This window comes from Streptomyces sp. NPDC092370, from assembly GCF_044755265.1.
Lineage (GTDB): Bacteria > Actinomycetota > Actinomycetes > Streptomycetales > Streptomycetaceae > Streptomyces.
On sequence record NZ_JBIVQO010000010.1, the window covers coordinates 104,302 to 120,748 of the forward strand.

The 16,447-nt window shown below is 71.3% G+C and carries 12 protein-coding genes and 2 pseudogenes; 7 read left to right on the forward strand and 7 right to left on the reverse strand.

Annotated elements, in window-relative coordinates; genetic code table 11:
* Positions 1–3 precede the first annotated feature (3 nt).
* Positions 4–480, reverse strand: coding sequence for a MarR family winged helix-turn-helix transcriptional regulator (locus tag ACIQHQ_RS27315; RefSeq protein WP_402616315.1), 477 nt, complete (start codon positions 478–480; stop codon positions 4–6).
* A gap of 233 nt (positions 481–713) precedes the next feature.
* On the opposite strand from ACIQHQ_RS27315, the gene ACIQHQ_RS27320 reads away from it, so the two are divergent.
* Positions 714–1,517 carry a putative protein N(5)-glutamine methyltransferase gene (locus ACIQHQ_RS27320; RefSeq protein ID WP_402616318.1) on the forward strand — a complete coding sequence of 268 codons (804 nt, stop codon included), beginning with the start codon at positions 714–716 and terminating at the stop codon, positions 1,515–1,517.
* A gap of 18 nt (positions 1,518–1,535) precedes the next feature.
* On the opposite strand, the gene ACIQHQ_RS27325 is transcribed toward ACIQHQ_RS27320, so the two are convergent.
* A complete protein-coding gene (locus ACIQHQ_RS27325; RefSeq protein ID WP_402616321.1) occupies positions 1,536–3,614 on the reverse strand; it encodes a SpoIIE family protein phosphatase in 2,079 nt (692 codons plus the stop codon).
* Positions 3,615–3,851: 237 nt separating this feature from the next.
* Between ACIQHQ_RS27325 and ACIQHQ_RS27330 the strand changes: the two genes are divergently transcribed.
* From ACIQHQ_RS27330 to ACIQHQ_RS27340, 3 genes are all read left to right on the forward strand, one after another.
* The gene (locus tag ACIQHQ_RS27330; protein ID WP_402616785.1) at positions 3,852–4,220 is read left to right on the forward strand and encodes a hypothetical protein; all 369 of its coding nucleotides are present in this window, start codon (positions 3,852–3,854) and stop codon (positions 4,218–4,220) included.
* A 144-nt stretch (positions 4,221–4,364) separates the two neighbouring features.
* A complete protein-coding gene (locus tag ACIQHQ_RS27335; protein ID WP_402616323.1) occupies positions 4,365–4,640 on the forward strand; it encodes a hypothetical protein in 276 nt (91 codons plus the stop codon).
* Positions 4,628–5,401 (forward strand): ISAs1 family transposase, encoded by a 774-nt coding sequence (locus ACIQHQ_RS27340; RefSeq protein ID WP_402616326.1) that lies wholly within the window; start codon positions 4,628–4,630, stop codon positions 5,399–5,401. The genes ACIQHQ_RS27335 and ACIQHQ_RS27340 overlap by 13 nt, the downstream gene beginning before the upstream one ends.
* 13 nt (positions 5,402–5,414) lie before the next feature.
* On the opposite strand, the pseudogene ACIQHQ_RS27345 reads toward ACIQHQ_RS27340, so the two are convergent.
* The 3 genes and pseudogenes from ACIQHQ_RS27345 to ACIQHQ_RS27355 form a co-directional block, all read right to left on the reverse strand.
* A pseudogene (locus ACIQHQ_RS27345) lies at positions 5,415–5,615 on the reverse strand (IS701 family transposase); the annotation flags it as partial.
* Between the two features lie 138 nt (positions 5,616–5,753).
* A complete protein-coding gene (locus ACIQHQ_RS27350; RefSeq protein ID WP_402616329.1) occupies positions 5,754–8,072 on the reverse strand; it encodes a family 43 glycosylhydrolase in 2,319 nt (772 codons plus the stop codon).
* 107 nt (positions 8,073–8,179) lie between these two features.
* On the reverse strand, positions 8,180–9,628 hold the full coding sequence (locus tag ACIQHQ_RS27355) for a glycoside hydrolase family 43 protein (RefSeq protein WP_402616332.1): 1,449 nt from the start codon (positions 9,626–9,628) through the stop codon (positions 8,180–8,182).
* Between the two features lie 1,176 nt (positions 9,629–10,804).
* Between ACIQHQ_RS27355 and ACIQHQ_RS27360 the strand changes: the two genes are divergently transcribed.
* Positions 10,805–12,820, forward strand: coding sequence for an FAD-dependent oxidoreductase (locus ACIQHQ_RS27360; protein ID WP_402616335.1), 2,016 nt, complete (start codon positions 10,805–10,807; stop codon positions 12,818–12,820).
* Positions 12,821–12,848: 28 nt separating this feature from the next.
* Complete coding sequence (locus tag ACIQHQ_RS27365; protein WP_402616338.1) at positions 12,849–13,409, forward strand: PadR family transcriptional regulator; 561 nt, start codon at positions 12,849–12,851, stop codon at positions 13,407–13,409.
* Positions 13,410–13,517: 108 nt separating this feature from the next.
* Here the strand turns inward: ACIQHQ_RS27365 and ACIQHQ_RS27370 are convergent, their stop codons facing one another.
* Entirely contained in the window at positions 13,518–14,060 is a 543-nt protein-coding gene (locus tag ACIQHQ_RS27370) for a hypothetical protein (protein WP_402616341.1), read from the reverse strand.
* 168 nt (positions 14,061–14,228) lie between these two features.
* Entirely contained in the window at positions 14,229–15,215 is a 987-nt protein-coding gene (locus ACIQHQ_RS27375; protein ID WP_402616343.1) for a fibronectin type III domain-containing protein, read from the reverse strand.
* Between the two features lie 404 nt (positions 15,216–15,619).
* Here ACIQHQ_RS27375 and ACIQHQ_RS27380 point away from each other — a divergent pair.
* Positions 15,620–16,315 (forward strand): annotated as a pseudogene (locus ACIQHQ_RS27380) (glycoside hydrolase family 75 protein); the annotation flags it as partial.
* Between the last annotated feature and the right edge of the window lie 132 nt (positions 16,316–16,447).

A 16,447-nucleotide genomic window follows, 5' to 3' on the forward strand; every position in this document is an offset into this window, starting at 1 on the left:
GTCCTAGTCCTGCCGACCGGGGCCGGGCCGCGCGTTGTAGCGCACGAGGTAGTCCGCGAACCGGCTCAGATCCTCTGCCGACCAGTCGGCCAGGCGTTCGAGGAAGGCCGCCCGGCGGCTCTCGGTGACCTGCGCCAGGAGGTGCCGCCCGGTGTCCGTCAGGTGCAGTACCTGGACGCGGTGGTCCTGCGTGTCGGGGCGGCGCTCGATGAGGCCGGCGCGCTCCAGTCCGGCCACCTGGCGGCTCACGGTGGACTTGTCCAGGGCGTAGTGGGCGGCCAGGTCGGTGGCGCGGCACCCGCCGCTCTCCTCCAGATGCCCCAGCAGCGTGTACGAGACCAGCGACAGCTCGGGATGCATCCGGCCCGCGGCGGCACGGGCGCGGCGGGCGAAGGCCGTCATCTCCCGCTGGATGGTCTCCACGGCGTCGGCGGTGTGCACGGGACCTCCCTCACCGGATGCTGTTCGGCTTCCGTCCATGGTTGCATGACCCAACCACCTGCCGGGCGCGGGGCGGCCGATCGCCGCACCGGGCGGCCTGCCCGTCGGGTAGGGTTGCCGTCCGGCCGGGGAGGACCCCGTCGTCGGAAGCCGAGGAGGTGAGCCCCATTACCGCTGTGTCAGCTCGGGTGCTCTCCGCTCGATGTCGCGCGGATCGCCGGTCGTAGGCGATTGCCGGAGCGCCCTTCGGCTCCCGAAAGGCTCTTGGCTTCATGCCGTCTGTGTCCGCACTTCCCCCGTCCGGCCCCTCCTCCCGTGAGTCCGTCGTCGCCGCCCTGCGCGCCGCGGGGTGCGTCTTCGCCGAGGACGAGGCCGAGTTGATCCTCACCAGCGCGCGCACCCCGGCCGAGGCCGTCGCCATGGTCGAGCGCCGTGTCGCGGGCCTGCCCCTCGAACTCGTCGTCGGCTGGGCCGAGTTCCGGGGTCTGCGCATCACCGTCGCCCCCGGCGTCTTCGTGCCGCGCCGGCGCACCGAGTTCCTGGTCGAGCAGGCCCTGGAACGGGCGCCCGGTGCCACCGTCGTCGTGGACCTGTGCTGCGGCTCGGGTGCCGTCGGAGCGGCGCTCGCCGCCGCCCTCGGCCGCGTCGAACTGCACGCCGCCGACATCGACCCGGTCGCCGTACGGTGCGCCCGCGGCAACATCGCCGCCGCCGGCGGTCGTGTCCACCGGGGTGATCTGTTCGAGGCGCTGCCCGCCGCGCTGCGTGGCCGCGTCGGCATCCTCGCCGCCAACGTGCCCTACGTGCCCAGCGACGAGATCGGGCTGCTGCCCCTGGAGGCCCGCGACCACGAGCCGCTGGTCGCCCTCGACGGTGGCACGGACGGCCTCGACGTACTGCGGCGGGTCGCCGCCGAGGCGCCCCACTGGCTCGCCCCCGGTGGCTGCGTCCTGGTGGAGACCAGCGAGCACCAGGCCCCGGCCGCCGTCGACACCTTCGAACGCAACGGCCTCACGACCCGGCTGGCCGTGTCGCGGGAGTGGTACGCCCATGTGGTGATCGGCGTCCGGCCGTAGGGCCTCGCCACCGTAGGCTCAGGCGGGTGCGGTCGCCCGCGCGATGAGCAGGGCCACGTCGTCGAAGTTGTCCGGCTCGTGCAGCGTGCGCAGGAGGAGGTCGCAGACCTCCTCCAGCGGCCGGTCGGGCCCGTCGAGCAGGGACAGCAGCGTGTCGAGCCGTTCGTCGAGCGGGTCGCGCCGGGTCTCGACGAGGCCGTCGGTGTAGAACACCAGCCGGTCGCCGGGTTCGAGGTCGACGGTGGTCGTGGAGAAGGCGACACCGCCCACGCCGAGCGGCACCCCGGTCGGCAGGTCGAGCAGCTCCGGCGGCCCGCCGGCCCGGACGCGCACCGGCGGCAGATGTCCCGCGTTGGCGATCCGGCACTGCCGCAGATGCGGGTCGTGGACGGCGTAGACGCAGGTCGCGATGGACTGCTCCAGGCCTGCGGTGATCCTGTCGAGGTGCTCCAGGAGCACGTTCGGGTCGAGGTCGAGGGAGGCGAGGGTGTTGGTCGCCGTGCGCAACCGCCCCATGGCCGCCGCGGCGGGGATGCCGCTGCCCATCACATCGCCCACGACGAGCGCCGTCTTGCCGCCGTCCAGCGGGATCACGTCGAACCAGTCGCCGCCGACCTCGCTCGTCGCCCCGGCCGGCTGGTAGCGGGAGGCGACCTCCAGCCCGCCCGTCACCGGCGGATGGCTGGGCAGCAGGCTGCGCTGGAGGGTGAGCGCGGTCTCGCGGGCGCTCTGGTACCAGCGGGCGTTGTCGATCTGCACGGCGGCCCGGGCGGCCAGCTCCCGCGCCAGCAGCAGATCGTCCTCGCTGAACGGCAGCGGATTGCGGGTGCGCTTGAGGTCCAGGGCGCCCAGCACCTCGCCGCGGGCGATCAGCGGCACCGCCAGATAGGAGTGCACCCCGGCCCGGCCCAGCAGTTCGGCCGCCTCGGGGGAACGGGCGATGTGGTCCAGGTCCGCGTCCTTGACCTCCGGCAGCAGCACCGGGCTGGCCGTGCGCACGCACCGGGTGACGAGCCGGTCGGAGGCGTACCGGGCGACCTGCCCGGGAGGGTCGGCCGCCTCCAGCGCCTCGGCGGAGTCGTACCCCTCGACCGCCAGTGCCCGGATCACGGCGGCCTCGGCCGGCCCGAGGCTCGTGCGCCGGCCCTGTACCACCGCTTCCAGCAGGTCGACGGCCGCGATGTCCGCGAGCTCCGGCACCGCCACCTCGGCCAGCTCACGGGCCGTGCGGTCCAGATCCAGCGTGGTGCCGATCCGGCCCGAGGCGTCGGCGATCAGGGCCAGCCGCCGCCGCGCGGCCTCGGCCTCGATGCCCGCCCGGTACTGCTCGGTGACGTCGACGATCGACACGGCCACGCCCAGAATCGTCCCGAAGGCGTTCTCCAGCCGGTACAGCGAGATCGACCAGGCGTGGTCCTCGTGCGGGTCGGCCGGGGTGCGGCCGATCGTGGCCTGGTCGACGACCGGTGTGCCCGTCTCCAGCACCCGGCGTGTGGCGGCCTCCAGGGCGTCGACGTCCATCCGCGGCACCACCTCGCGGACCGTGCGGCCGAGGTGCTCCTCGGCCGGCACGCCGTTGATCTCCTCCAGCGCCTTGTTGACCGAGACGTACCGCAGCTCGGTGTCCAGCACGGCCAGCCCGATCGGGGACTGCGCGATCATCCGCGTAGACAGCGCCACCTCCCGCTCCAGCCGGTGCACGGTCGTCTGGTCCGCGCACAGCCCCAGCGCGTAGACCTCGCCCTGGTCGTCCAGCAGCCGCATGTTGCGGAACTCCACCAACCGCGTGCCGCCGTCCTTGCGACGGATCGGGAAGGCACCCGCCCAGCTCTGCCCGGTGCCCATGACGTCGGCGAACAGCTTGACCACGAGGTCGACGTGCTGCTCGTGGACCATGATGCGGGCGGCGTACTGCCCGAGCGCCTCCCGGGCCTCGTAGCCGAACAACTCCTCGGCCTGCGGGCTCCACAGCACGATGCGGCCCTCGGCGTCCAGGACCACCGAGGCCACGCGCAGCACGTCGAGCAGGCCGCTCGGGCGCACCGACCCGACTACCGGACGTTCGCTCTCGGACTCGGAGGACCCGGCTGCACTCATCCCACGCCCCGCCTTCGCCGTCCTCACGGCACGCCGTCGTGTGCCGACACCCCATGTTCTACCGCGCGGAGCCGCTTCTCCGAGGCCCCTTCCGCCACCTTCCACCATCTCCCACCCCGGCGCGGGCCGCCCCGCAAACCAGGGCACCGCCGGTAGTGCTCGCCGGAAGGTGGTGCTTTGCTGGGGTAGGGGCGGATACGGCATGTGGTGGCCGCGAGAGGAGCGATCACGATGGCGATGAACCACGAGCGACCGCACCCGCACTCCGTCTCGGTGGAGATCAGCGGGTGCAGCAAGCACGACGCCCGGATCGTGTTCGACGCGCTGTGCTCCTGCTTCGAGTCCGACCGGTGCGCCGACGACGTGCCCGAGGACCTGCACGAGACCCGTCCGACCGTCTGGCTCGGCACCTTCGACGTCGCCGACGAGCACGAGGGCGCGCGGCCGGTCCACCTGTCGTCCTCCGTCGAGGCCGACCTGCACGGCGGCTACTGGGCGATCGAACGGTTTCGCGCGACCCTGGACTCGCTGTTCGACGTGCACGATCTGAGCACGGCCTCCGGCGACCAGGAGAAGGAACTGCACGTGCGCCTGCGGAGCAGGTGAGCGCCGCCCACTCGGTCGGCAGGCGGAGGACCGCACGCCGGTAGACGGCGTGCACCGCGGGCAGCTCCGCCAGGTGCACGAGTTCGTCCACGCCGTGCAGCCCCTCGAGATGCGCGAGGACTGCGGTATCCGGCCCTCGCGTTGTTGTGCGCAGCCGTCTCGGCGGTCCTGACCGGGGCCGGCTCGCTCATCGCGATCAGCGAGCGGATCACGGATGCCCCGCAGCATGTGCTGGGCGTCCTCGGCTTCGCGGCCGATCCGCTCACCGGCGTGCGACCGGTGTCGCACGCCGCAACCGTGCGCCGCCTGCTGCAGCGTGTGGACGGTGACGCGCTGGACGCGGCGATCAGCGCGTATCTGCAGGCCAGAACGCCGCCCCGGTCGAGCCGGACACGGAGAATGGGTCGGTGCGACGCGTGATCGCGGTCGACGGCAAGGTGGTCCGCGGATCGCGAACCGCACCGGCCCCGGCGGTCCAGCTGCTGGCGGCGATGGACCACCACGGCGGGGCTCAGCGGCAGGCCGCCTCCAAAAGCAACGAGATCCCCTCCTTCGCACCCCTGCTGGACAGCCTGGACCTACAGAACTCGGTGGTGACCACCGACGCCCTGCACACCCAGCACGACCACGGGGCCTTTCTGACCAGCCGCGGCGCGCACTACGTGGCCGTCGTGAAGAAGAACCATCCCGGCCTGTACACCCAGGTCAGGAAGCTGCCCTGGCGGGACATCCCGCTCGGGCACCGCACTCGCGACGACGCCCACCACCGCGACGAGGTCCGCCGGCTCAAGGTCGCCGCGTTCAGCCACCTCGACTACCCCGGCGCCCGCCAGGCGATCCAGGCCGTACGGTGGCGACGCGACTTGAGCACCGGGAAGCTGACCATCGAGCGCGTCCACCTGATCACCAGCCTGACCGTCTTCGGCGCCACCTGCACCGAGCTCGCCACCTGGATCAGAGGCCACTGGGGTATCGAGAACATCCTGCACCACGTCCGGGACCGCACGTTCCGCGAGGACGACTCCAAGGTCCGCACCGGCACCCTGCCCCGCGCCATGGCCTCCCTGCGCAACCTCGCCATCAGCGTCTTCCGCCAGGGCGGCCAGACCGACATCGCCGCCGCCCTCCGCCACACCGGCCGCGACTACCACCGGCGCCTACGAGCCCTCGGACTCACGTGACGAACCCAGACAGATCTCGATCAAGCAATGACCCTGGTTCCACGACGTAGTCGCGTACGTCGTTCAGAACTTCGTCGGCGTGCCACTCGATCCGGTTCGGCAACCGGTGAATGCGATCGGGACCCGCATGACCGGCCTACTCCGCCGGCGTCCATCCGTTCATACGCTGCAGCGGCGTGATCAGACCTCGCATGTAGGCAAGCGCCGACTGACGCCTCGATCGTCCCCATTCACCAGCTCAGCCGGTCCCACTGGTGACAACTCCTGAGGTTCGGCTCAGCCCATGAGCCGAAGCACGGGTTGCCCCGCACGGTAAAGCCGTGCGGGGCAACCGGCGAGTGAGGGAATGCGGTCAGGCCCAGGGGTTGACCGCCTTGAAGGAACTGTCGGCGCGGAAGGTGGCGTTGTCCTGGAAGGTGTCGAGGCGCAGCTCGTAGTTGTAGTGGCGGAGGTAGCGGCCGGGGTAGTTGTACGACTCCAGGGAGACCGAGCCGGCGACCGAACCGGGGCGGGCGCAGTAGGTGGCGTCCTTGTTGAACAGCGCCGTGCCGCCCGGCGCGTCGAAGCGGACCCGGAGGTCCTTGTGACGCAGGTAGCGGCCGGACGCGTCACGCAACGAGTAGCAGCTGGCGTCGGCGAGGCCCGGGACGATGGTGAAGGTGGCGCCCTGCTTGACCGCCGTGGTGCTGGAGGACGTCACCGGGTCGAGGTAGCCGAGGCTGTCGGACCGCACGACGGCGTAGCGGCCGGGGAAGTTGACGGACTGGAGCGAGCGGGTGGTGTTCGTTGGCAGGGCGGTGCCGGTGGTGACCGGGTCGATGCTGCTCAGGGTGGGGAGGACCTTCCTGATCAGACCGTCGGCGTCGAACTCCAGCTTGTCGATGGTGATTTCGCGGTGGGTGCCGTCTCCTCCGGGGATGGCGAAGCGGTGGTAGGCGATGTACCAGTCGTCGGTGCCGGGTACCTGGACCACGGAGTGGTGGCCGGGGCCCTTGATGCCGAGGGTGAGGTCCTTCTCCAGGATCACGCCGCGCTTGGTCCAGGGGCCGGTGGGCGAGGAGCCGGTGGCGTAGGCGACCCGGTAGTTCTCGTCACGTGTGTCGTTCTCCGACCACATGAAGTAGTAGGTGCCCTTGCGCTTGATGACGAAGGAGCCCTCGCGGTAGCCGCTGGGGGTGATGTCGGTGACCTCGGAGGCGTCGAAGGAGACCATGTCGTCGTTCAGGGGGACGACGTACGCCCGGCCGTTGCCCCAGTAGAGGTAGGACTGGCCGTCGTCGTCGGTGAAGACCGCCGGGTCGATCATCTGGCCCGAGTAGGCGCCGCGGGCGATCAGGGGCTTGCCCAGGGGGTCCTTGAACGGTCCGGTGGGCGAGTCGGAGACCGCGACACCGATGTTCCCGTCGGCGGAGTAGTAGAAGTAGTACTTCCCGTTCTTCGCGGTCATCGTCGGGGCCCAGGCCCGGCTGTTGGTCCAGGAGACGTCGGGACCGAGGTCGAGGATGACGCCGTGGTCGGTCCAGTGGACCAGGTCCTTGGAGGAGTACGCCTTGAACTGCGTAGCGCTCCAGTTCGCGAAGCCGTCGGTGGTCGGGTAGATGTAGTAGGTGTCGCCGAAGCGGACGATGTTCGGGTCGGCGGTGAGCCCCGGCAGGACCGGGCTCCTCATGACCTGCGCCTCCACCGTCCAGGTGCGCTTTGTTCCGTCTGAGCCGGTCACCTCGTACGTCACGGGCTCGGTGAAGTCGCGCGGGGTGCCGGAGGCCGGGCTGATGGAAGCGCCCTGGACGAGGGTGAACTGCGGGGCGAGCGCGGTGAGGTCCGTGCCCTCCTTCAGGGGCAGTGTGATCCTGCTGTTGGCGTCGTCGATGAGGGCGTCGATCTTCAGCGAGGGATGGGTGGCCGCGGCGATGTGCGTGGTGTTCCCGCTGATTTCGAGGACCTCGCCGGGCGCCAGCGCGCGGTTGTAGACCCGGAAGTCCCGCATCTTGCCCTTGAAGAGCTTGTCACCGCTGAAGACCGACTTGCCGATGTGGTTGGCGGTGGTGATGCCGGACCCGATGGAACCGGGGGTGAGGGTGACCGACGTGTTGCGGGCCACCTCCACGCCGTCCTGGTACAGCACGCCCGTGGTGCCGGTCTGGGTGTAGGTGACGTGCTTCCAGACGGAGCGCGGCAGGTCGCTGGTGGTTCGGGTGTTCTGCTCGGTCGAAAAGGCACCGGAGGCGATGGCGGTCCGGAACGTGTTGCCGGTGCTGAACAGGTACCCGTTGCCCGCTCCGTTCGCGGAGTTGCCGAAGCCGTAGAGGAAGTACGGCGTGGCTTGGTTGGCGTCGATCTGCACGTCCATCGAGACGGTGATCGAGTTCATGCCGCTCATGATGTTGTCCGGCACCTTGATATAGGTGTCGGAGCCGTTGAACGTCAGCCCCTCCCCGGAACCCGACCAGCCGGCGGTGCCGTTCACGGTTCCGTTCCGGCCGTTGCCCGAGGCGTCCGCCGCCACGGTGCCCGAGGTGGCGTCGAGCTTGTACCAGAGAGCCAGGCCATCGGTGATCTCCGCTGCCTGGGCGGGGGTTGCTGGGCCGGCGACGCCCACCAGGAGCGAGGCGGCGGCGGCCACGGCGGCCAGAGCGCCCTGCCGGAATCTCGGGCGGCGCGGTGCTGTCACGCCGCGCGGTCGAAAAGTATCCGGCATGCCGGACAGCTCCTTTCGGTCTGGTGGAGCGATGGGTGGGTGGGGGCGCCGTGCAGGCGCCCCCACCTTGTCGGCGTCGGTCAGTTCACCACGCGGAAGGTGGCGTCACCGCGTCCTGTCGCGGTGGTGATGGGGTCGAGGCGGAGCTGGTAGGCGTAGTGGCGGATGTAGCGGTCGGGGTGGTTGTAGGACTGGAAGGAGGACCAGGTGGCGTCGGCGAGGCCGGCGACCTGGCGGAAGGTGGCGTCGGCGGCGAACTGGGCGGTGCCGTCGTTGCGGACGAGTTGGAAGTCGTAGTTGGCGTGGCGCAGGAAGTAGCCGGGGTTGTTCACCGACTCGAAGGAGACGGTGCCGGAGCCGGCCAGGCCGGGCCGCAGCCGGAACTTGGCGTCGTCGCTGGTGATGTTCTGGTCGATGCGCACGTCGAAGTTGGTGTGCCGTACGTACCGGTCCTGGAAGTTGAAGGACTGGAGCCGCTTGGCCGGGGTGCTGGGCCAGCGGGCGAGGACACGGGACTCCTCGGCGGCCGTGAGGTTCATGATCGAGCCGTGGCGCTTCTTGTTGACGCCCATGTTGTAGCTGCCCGATGCCGGGATCTGGTAGGTGCCGGGGGCGGAGGGGTTGGCCGTCGTGACGGGCATGTACCCGCCGCCAATGGCGTACTGGTCGAGGTACAGGGCCCACTCGTTGCGGTCCCGGAACTTCATCCACATCGGACCCTCGACCTTCGTGCCGGTCGTGCCCGCCGTGCCGGTCAGGCCGATGCCGGAGAGGTCGCCGAGCTTGGTCCATGTTCCGAGGATCGAGTTGCTGCCTTCGATGGTGATCTGGCCGTCACCGGAGGCGCGCACGTAGCGGTAGTTGCCGACGCCGGCCGCGACCTCGACGATCTGGGTGTCGATGAGTTCCTGGGTGCCGGGGCGGTCGATGTAGATCTGCGGCGTGGTGGTGGTGCGGAAGTCGCTGGTGCGGGCGTAGAAGATGCGGTGCTTGGTCCTGCCGTCGAGGGGCACGTTCGTCGCCCAGTACAGGACGTAGTCTTTGGTCTCGGGGTCCCAGATCGCCTCGGGCGCCCAGGCGTTGCGTCCGTCGGGGATCGCGCCGGCGACGTTGAGCAGCCACGGCTCCGACCAGTTGACCAGGTCCTTCGACTCCCACACCACCAGATTGCGGCTGCCGTTGTTGATGGAGTCCGACCACGACTGGCCGCAGCTGATGCACAGGTCGGTCGCGATGATCCAGTACTTGCTGCCGTCGGGGGATCTCACCAATGCGGGATCACGGACCCCCTTCGTACCGATGGTGGAGCGCAGGATCGGCGCTCCGCCGTTGAGGTCGTTCCAGTGCAGGCCGTCCGCGCTGTGCGAGAGGTACATCTGCTGACCGGCCGAGCCCTCCCCGGTGAAGTGCAGCATCAGGTAACCCGGGTCGGCGGCGGCGGCCCGCTGAGGTGTGGTAACGACTTGGGCGGTGAAGAGCAGGCAGGCGGCGACAAATATCGCCGCCAGCCGTGAGAGAACCGCGGGCATATGCGTTCCTGTCTTTTTGGGGTGCCGTGATCAGGGGCAAGTGAGGTCGAGGGTGAGGCCCGGCCTCCGTACTGTTGGGGCAGTAGCACCGGCTCCGCGCGACGTGGGCGCCGCGTCGCGCTGGTCAGCGGCCGACGTGCCGCGGTTTCCGCGTGAGCATGGCAGCGACCGGCGACCTCGCCGTGGCGGGTCGGGTGACGAAGGCGGCGGAGAGGGCCGCCGGAGCCGGCTCACAAGTACGCCGGAGACGGGTGCGCAACACGGGCTGTCCCCTTTGACGGCCATGGTTCGAAAAATCGAACATTGTTCGCAAGTTCGATCAGAAGATAGGTCTCAGCCAGAAGCGCGTCAATGAAACCGGCCAGTTCGATTTCCTCGCGGTCGCACCCCGCAACCGCCCATGACGGTGAGACTTTCTCTGCTACGCCCCTTGAGCTGCGGAGACTCCCTACGCGCTCGGGCCGCGCGTCAGAACGCCGACTGCACAACCACTGCCAGGGCGCTGCGAACAGGACAGGGATCTCGCCTGCAAGCACATCCGTGGACGGCGATCCGGGCCCGCCACAGTCCGCGTCCGCCGACCACGACCTCGTCGAGACCCGGACAGCCGATCATCACCCCGGCCGGGCGGACGGCGTTCGGGTCGGTGAGGCGGGACCGGGCGCCCCCGAAGCCACCCGTGTGCTCGTTCGGCGTCGAGCAGCGCCGCGAGGTGGCAGAACAGGATGGCGGCGAGCTTCGAGTCGGCGGCGGTCCGGCCCCACAGCCGCCCGTCGACGACGTCTCCCGCGGCGGGCGGGAGGGACCAGGCCGTCTCGTCACCGTACGGGGCGGTGCGGACGCACGCGTCCAGGGTCCACCAGAGTTCGGGCCGGACGCCTCGCGATCTCCGCCGGCGGCGCGGCCGGGCGGTGGGCGCCGTCGCGCAGTCGGGCGGTACGGCAGCCCGTGGCCCGTGAGCCAGTCCTCCGCAGCCGCCAGGACGGGTTCGTGGGCGTCGAGGCCGGCCCGGCTCGGGCGGCGGTCAGCTCCCCCGCGAGATCCACCACAGCGGGCAGCGGCCCAAGATCCCTGGTCATGGACCGACTGTGCCCTCCATCACCTTGTGCAACTAGTTGCATAAACCGTCGGTAGTCCTCTACAACTACAGGCACGACACCGCGCACGGAGGGCCCGATGAGCCGTTACCCGCACCTGCTGACCCCCCTCGACCTGGGCTTCACGACCCTGCCCAACCGGGTCCTCATGGGCTCCATGCACGTCGGGTTGGAGGAGGCGGAGGGCGGCTTCGCGCGCATGGCCGCCTTCTACGCCGCCCGCGCCCGCGGGGGAGTGGGCCTGATCGTCACCGGCGGCATCGCCCCCAACGACGAGGGACGGCCCTACGAGGGCGGTGCCAAGCTCACCACCGAAGCGGAGGCCGAGCAGCACAAGGTCATCACCGACGCCGTGCACCGCGAGGGCGGGCGGATCGCGATGCAGATCCTGCACTTCGGCCGGTACGCCTACCACAAGGACCTCGTCGCGCCGAGTCAGGTCCAGGCGCCGATCAGCCCCTTCCCGCCCCGCGAGCTCACCGACGCCGACATCGAGCGGACGATCGACGACTACGCCCGCGCCGCCCGCCTCGCCCGGCAGGCCGGCTACGACGGCGTCGAGATCATGGGCTCCGAGGGCTACCTCGTCAACGAGTTCATCGCGCTCCAGACCAACCAGCGCACCGACCGCTGGGGCGGCTCGTACGAGAACCGCGTGCGCTTCCCGCTGGAGATCGTGCGCCGGGTGCGCGAGGCGGTCGGCGAGGACTTCATCGTCATCTACCGGCTGTCCATGCTCGACCTGGTCCCGGGCGGCTCGACGCTCGAGGAGGTCATCACCCTCGCCAAGGCCGTCGAGGCCGCCGGGGCGACGATCATCAACACCGGCATCGGCTGGCACGAGGCCCGCATCCCCACCATCGCGACCTCGGTGCCGCGTGGCGCCTACACCTGGGTGACCAAGCGGCTCATGGGCGAGGTGTCCGTCCCGCTCGTCACCACCAACCGCATCAACACTCCCGAGCTCGCCGAGGAGTTGCTCGCCGAGGGCGCGGCCGACATGGTGTCGATGGCCCGGCCGATGCTCGCCGACCCCGATTTCGTCACCAAGGCCGCCGCCGGCCGGCCGGAGGCGATCAACACCTGCATCGGCTGCAACCAGGCCTGCCTCGACCACACCTTCAGCGGCCTGATCACCTCCTGTCTGGTCAACCCGCGCGCCTGCCACGAGACCGAGCTCGTGCTCTCCCCGACCCGGCTGCGCAAGCGCGTCGCGGTCGTCGGCGCCGGTCCGGCCGGGCTCGCCTGCGCCGTCTCGGCGGCCGAGCGCGGGCACGACGTGACGCTTTTCGACGCGGCCGGCGAGATCGGCGGCCAGCTCAATGTCGCCCGCAAGGTCCCCGGCAAGCAGGAGTTCGACGAGACGCTGCGCTACTTCCGCACCCAGCTGGACTGGCACGGCGTCGACGTCCGGCTGAACACCCTGGTCACGGCCACCGACGTCGACGGCTTCGACGAGGTCGTCGTCGCCACCGGCGTCACCCCGCGCACCCCCGACATCCCGGGCATCGACCACCAGAGCGTGGTCGGCTACCTCGACGTCCTGCGCGACGGCGCCCCCGTCGGCGACCGGGTCGCGATCCTCGGCGCGGGCGGCATCGGCTTCGACGTCGCCGAGTTCCTCACCGACGGCGGCGACAAGGCCCACGAGGACCCGGCGACGTACTTCCGTCAGTGGGGCGTCGACATGGACTACCGCGGCCCCGGCGGACTCGCCGCGCCCGAGCGGCCCGCCCCGCCGCGCACCGTCCACCTGCTCCAGCGCAAGACCTCCAAGGTCGGCGCCGGCCTCGGCAAGACCACCGGCTGGATCCACCGCACCGAGCTCAAGCACCGCGGCGTCACCATGGTCCCGGGCGTGCGCTACGACCGGATCGACGACGCCGGACTGCACATCACCGTCGGCGAGGAGAGCACGGTCCTTCAGGTCGACACCATCGTGCTGTGCACGGGCCAGGAGCCGCGCCGCGGCCTGTACGAGGAGCTGCTCGCCGCCGGGCGCAGCACGCACCTCATCGGCGGTGCCGACGTGGCGGCCGAGCTGGACGCCAAGCGCGCCATCAAGCAGGGCACGGAGCTGGCGGCCGCCCTGTAGTGCGCGTACGCGTCCCTAGGATGAGGCCATGTCACTCCCGCACGCGATCCTCACCGCCCTGCTCGAGAAGCCGTCGTCGGGGCTGGAGCTGACGCGCCGGTTCGACCGGTCGATCGGCTACTTCTGGTCGGCGACGCACCAGCAGATCTATCGCGAGCTCGGGAAACTGGAGGCCGACGGCCTCATCAGGGCCCTGCCGTCCGAGCAGCCGGCCCGCGGCCAGAAGAAGAGCTACGAGGTCCTGCCCGCGGGCCGTGCCGAACTGGCCCGCTGGACCTCCGCCTCCCAGGACCCCAAGCCGCACCGCGACGCGCTGCTGCTGCGGCTTCGGGCTGCGGCCGTGGTCGGCACGGCGGGTCTCGAAGCCGATCTGCGACGCCATCTGGAACTGCACGAACGGCAGCTGGCGGAGTACGCGGAGATCGAGAAGCGCGACTTCCCGCCCGGCCGGGACGGCGCCGAGGTCCGGCTGCGGCACCTGGTGCTGCGGGCCGGCATCGATCTGGAGACCTTCTGGACCCAGTGGCTCAGGCGCGCCCTGACGGACGTCGCCGAACTCCCGGACGGCGGCCCGGCCGAGCCGGCTTGAACGAGGCGAGCCCGAAGGGGCACGGCCGCCGGTCCGGCGCGATCACGACATGACAGCGGCCCGCCCGACCGGAGCGCTTCGGGAGAGCGGGCCGCCGTCCGTACCGGGTCAGAGCCGGTACGGCTTGTTGCGCCGGCGCAGGTACCAGGCCGTCCCGAGGAGACCGGCGCCGACCAGAGCGCCGCCCGCCACCAGCGTGACGGTTCCGTAGTCCGTCGTGCTGCCGCCGACCCCGCCCATCACGCCTCGGGACGGCGAGGCGGAGGGGGAGGCGGACCGCGAGGGGGAGGGGGCGGTGGAGACCACGACGGACTGGGTGCCCGCGGTGGTGCCGTCCGAGCAGACGACGATGACGGTGTACGTCCCCGAGGAGACGCTCGACCAGGCGGCGGACTGACTGGTCGTCGTCCCCGACAGGGTCACCTGGCGGCCCTGGGCGAAGCTGCCCTGGCTGCTGGTGAGAAGCGAGGCGCTGCCCCAGCTGCCGTTGATCTGGGTGCACGAACTGGTCGTGACCGAGACCGTGGACCCCGTGGTCCTCACGGAGATGCCCGGGTCCGCGGCAGCGGGCACCGAGGCCAGGGCGAGGGGCAGCGCGGCAGCGGCTGCCACGGTCAGGCCGGAGCGGAGAACTGGCGATGAGTTGCGCATGTGGACTGCCCTCCGGCGGCACGGTCGGCGGTACATCCTTGCGCCGCCGAGGGTCGGGGATCGCCCGTGCTGCCTCAGGGTCAGCCAAAGCGCCCGCGGTCCCGCCCGCACCCCGAGCGCCACCGTGCAGGTGACGGGCTTCCGCTCCGGCCGACACCGAGAGGCGGGTCAGCGCCCCGCGCCCGTCGTCACCGCCCGCTCCGCGGAGAAGCCCCCCCAGGTGCCGTCGGGCAGCATCGCCCGGATCCGGACCCGGTGGGTGACACCGGCCTTCCGTCCGACGTAGAAGCTGTACGTGGCCCGCTCGCGCGGGGCGTCGCCGCCGAACACGAGGGACGTGGCGGGCCGGCCGTCCAGATGGATCTGGTACTCGGTGACCGTGCCGTCCACGCGGGGCGGCACCCAGTTCAGGTCGAGGTGGTACGCCCCGTCCTCGCGGTGGCTCGTCGCCCGGAAGCCGGTGGGAGCGGCGCCGTGGCCGTCGTCCGTGCCCGGGGTGGTCAGCCGGACGGTGGCACTGGCGGGGGAGACGTTGCCGGCCGCGTCCCGGGCCCGGACCGTGAACGCGTACGCCCTGCCCGGCCGCAGTCCCGTGAGCACGGTGGCCGTCTGCCCGCCGCCCACACTGTGGATCTTCGTGCCTCCCTGGTGGATGTCGTACGACACCACGCCCCGGTCGTCCGTCGAGGAGGACCAGGACAACCGGGCCGCCCGGCTGCCGGCCGCCCGGCCGCCGGGTGCGGAGGGACGGGTCGGTGCGGTGTGGTCGTCGGCGGCGACGGCGGGTGTCCTCGCCCGGACCTCCGGACTGCGCGGCCCGAGCCGCCCGTCGGCGTCCCGCGCCCGTACGGAGAAGACGTACCGCGTCGCGGGCCGCAGCCTGGTGACGTCCACCATGTGCTGCGACGCAGGCACCTCCTCGACCTTCGTGGTGCCGCGATACACCTCGTAGGCGGAGGCCCGGGCGGTCGCGTTCCACATGACGTGCACGCTCGTCGCGCTGCCCGCCGCGGCGGTGACGCCCGTGGGCGCGCCGGGCGCAGCACCGTCGTTCTCCTCCTGCGCTCCGGCCCAGCCGCAGGAGGCGACCAGCGCGAGCGTTCCGCAGAGCGCCAGGTGGCGCAGGGGGGACGGGGGGACGGAACGGCTTCGCACGACACTGCCTCCCGGGGGTGGTACGCGGGAATGGTCCGGACCAATATGACGCCGTTGGCGCGATCACTTCAAGAGGGCGTGGGCCGGCATCGGATGCCGCTTCCGGGGGCGTCACCGCCGCCGTGTGTGATCACCCGGGAGAGTTACGTATGCTGAAGTTCCTCACGGCCCAACTCCTGGCGGACACCAGGGTGTTCGGGCCTGTCGCGCGGACCGCTGTCGAAGCAGATCCCGCGCCGGCGCGGGCGGCCGGGCGGCCGGAATCCCACACGGACTCAGGCCCCCGGCCCCTGTCGGAGGTTGGGGACATGCACCGTCCGGCCCCCCCAGGGTGGCCGGGTGATCACCCCGGGGTCATTTTGGGCTGAGTGCCCGTCAGGTCCCCGAGGAGAGGCTCTCGTATCGTGCGTGTCCAGTCGCTCACGCTGGCCGCGGCCAGCACCGCCCTGCTCGCCCCGACCGTGCCCCCCACCACCCCTCTCCAGCCCGCGGTATGGCGCGAGAGCGCCGTGAGCGCCGTGAGCGCCGCCGACCTGCTCGCCAAGGTGCGGGACTGCGCTCCCGTCTCCCGGGGCCGCTACCGCAGCGACAACGGCGCACCCGCGAAGATCCCGCTCTGCGGCACTCCGGACGCCGTGTTCTGGAAGGCGGACATGGACATCGACTGCGACGGCCGCCCCGGCCGCCGCTGCAACCGCCGCACCGACCCCTACTTCGCCGCGAGCACCGCCTACACCCAGTCCGACGGCCGCCCGTTGAGCGCCGAACGCCTGCCCTTCGTCGTCGTACCCGCGCCGAGCGGCAGCTGGGACTACCGGGACCACGGCATCGGCGGCGGTTCCGTGGTGGCCGTCGTCTACCGCGACCGGGTGCACTACGCGGTCGTCGGCGACACGGGCCCCCGGGGCATCATCGGCGAGGCGTCCTACGCCACCGCCGAGGCCCTCGGCATCCGCCCCCACCCGCACGCCGGCGGCGCCCCCTCCGGCGTCACCTACATCGTCTTCAAGAACACCAAGGTGTCGCCCATCGAGGACCACGCCGCGGCCGTGGCGGCGGGGGAACGGGCGGCGAAGCGGTTCATCGACGGGAGCGGGTCGGCGGACGCTGAGCAGGCGCAGGTCGAACGGCCGGGTCCCGGCCAAGCGGGCGCCGCCAGACTGACGCGGCGTCACGGACACACGGTGGCCGGGCACACCGCCCATCCGGCGTGCGTGCCCGGCCCCGCGTCC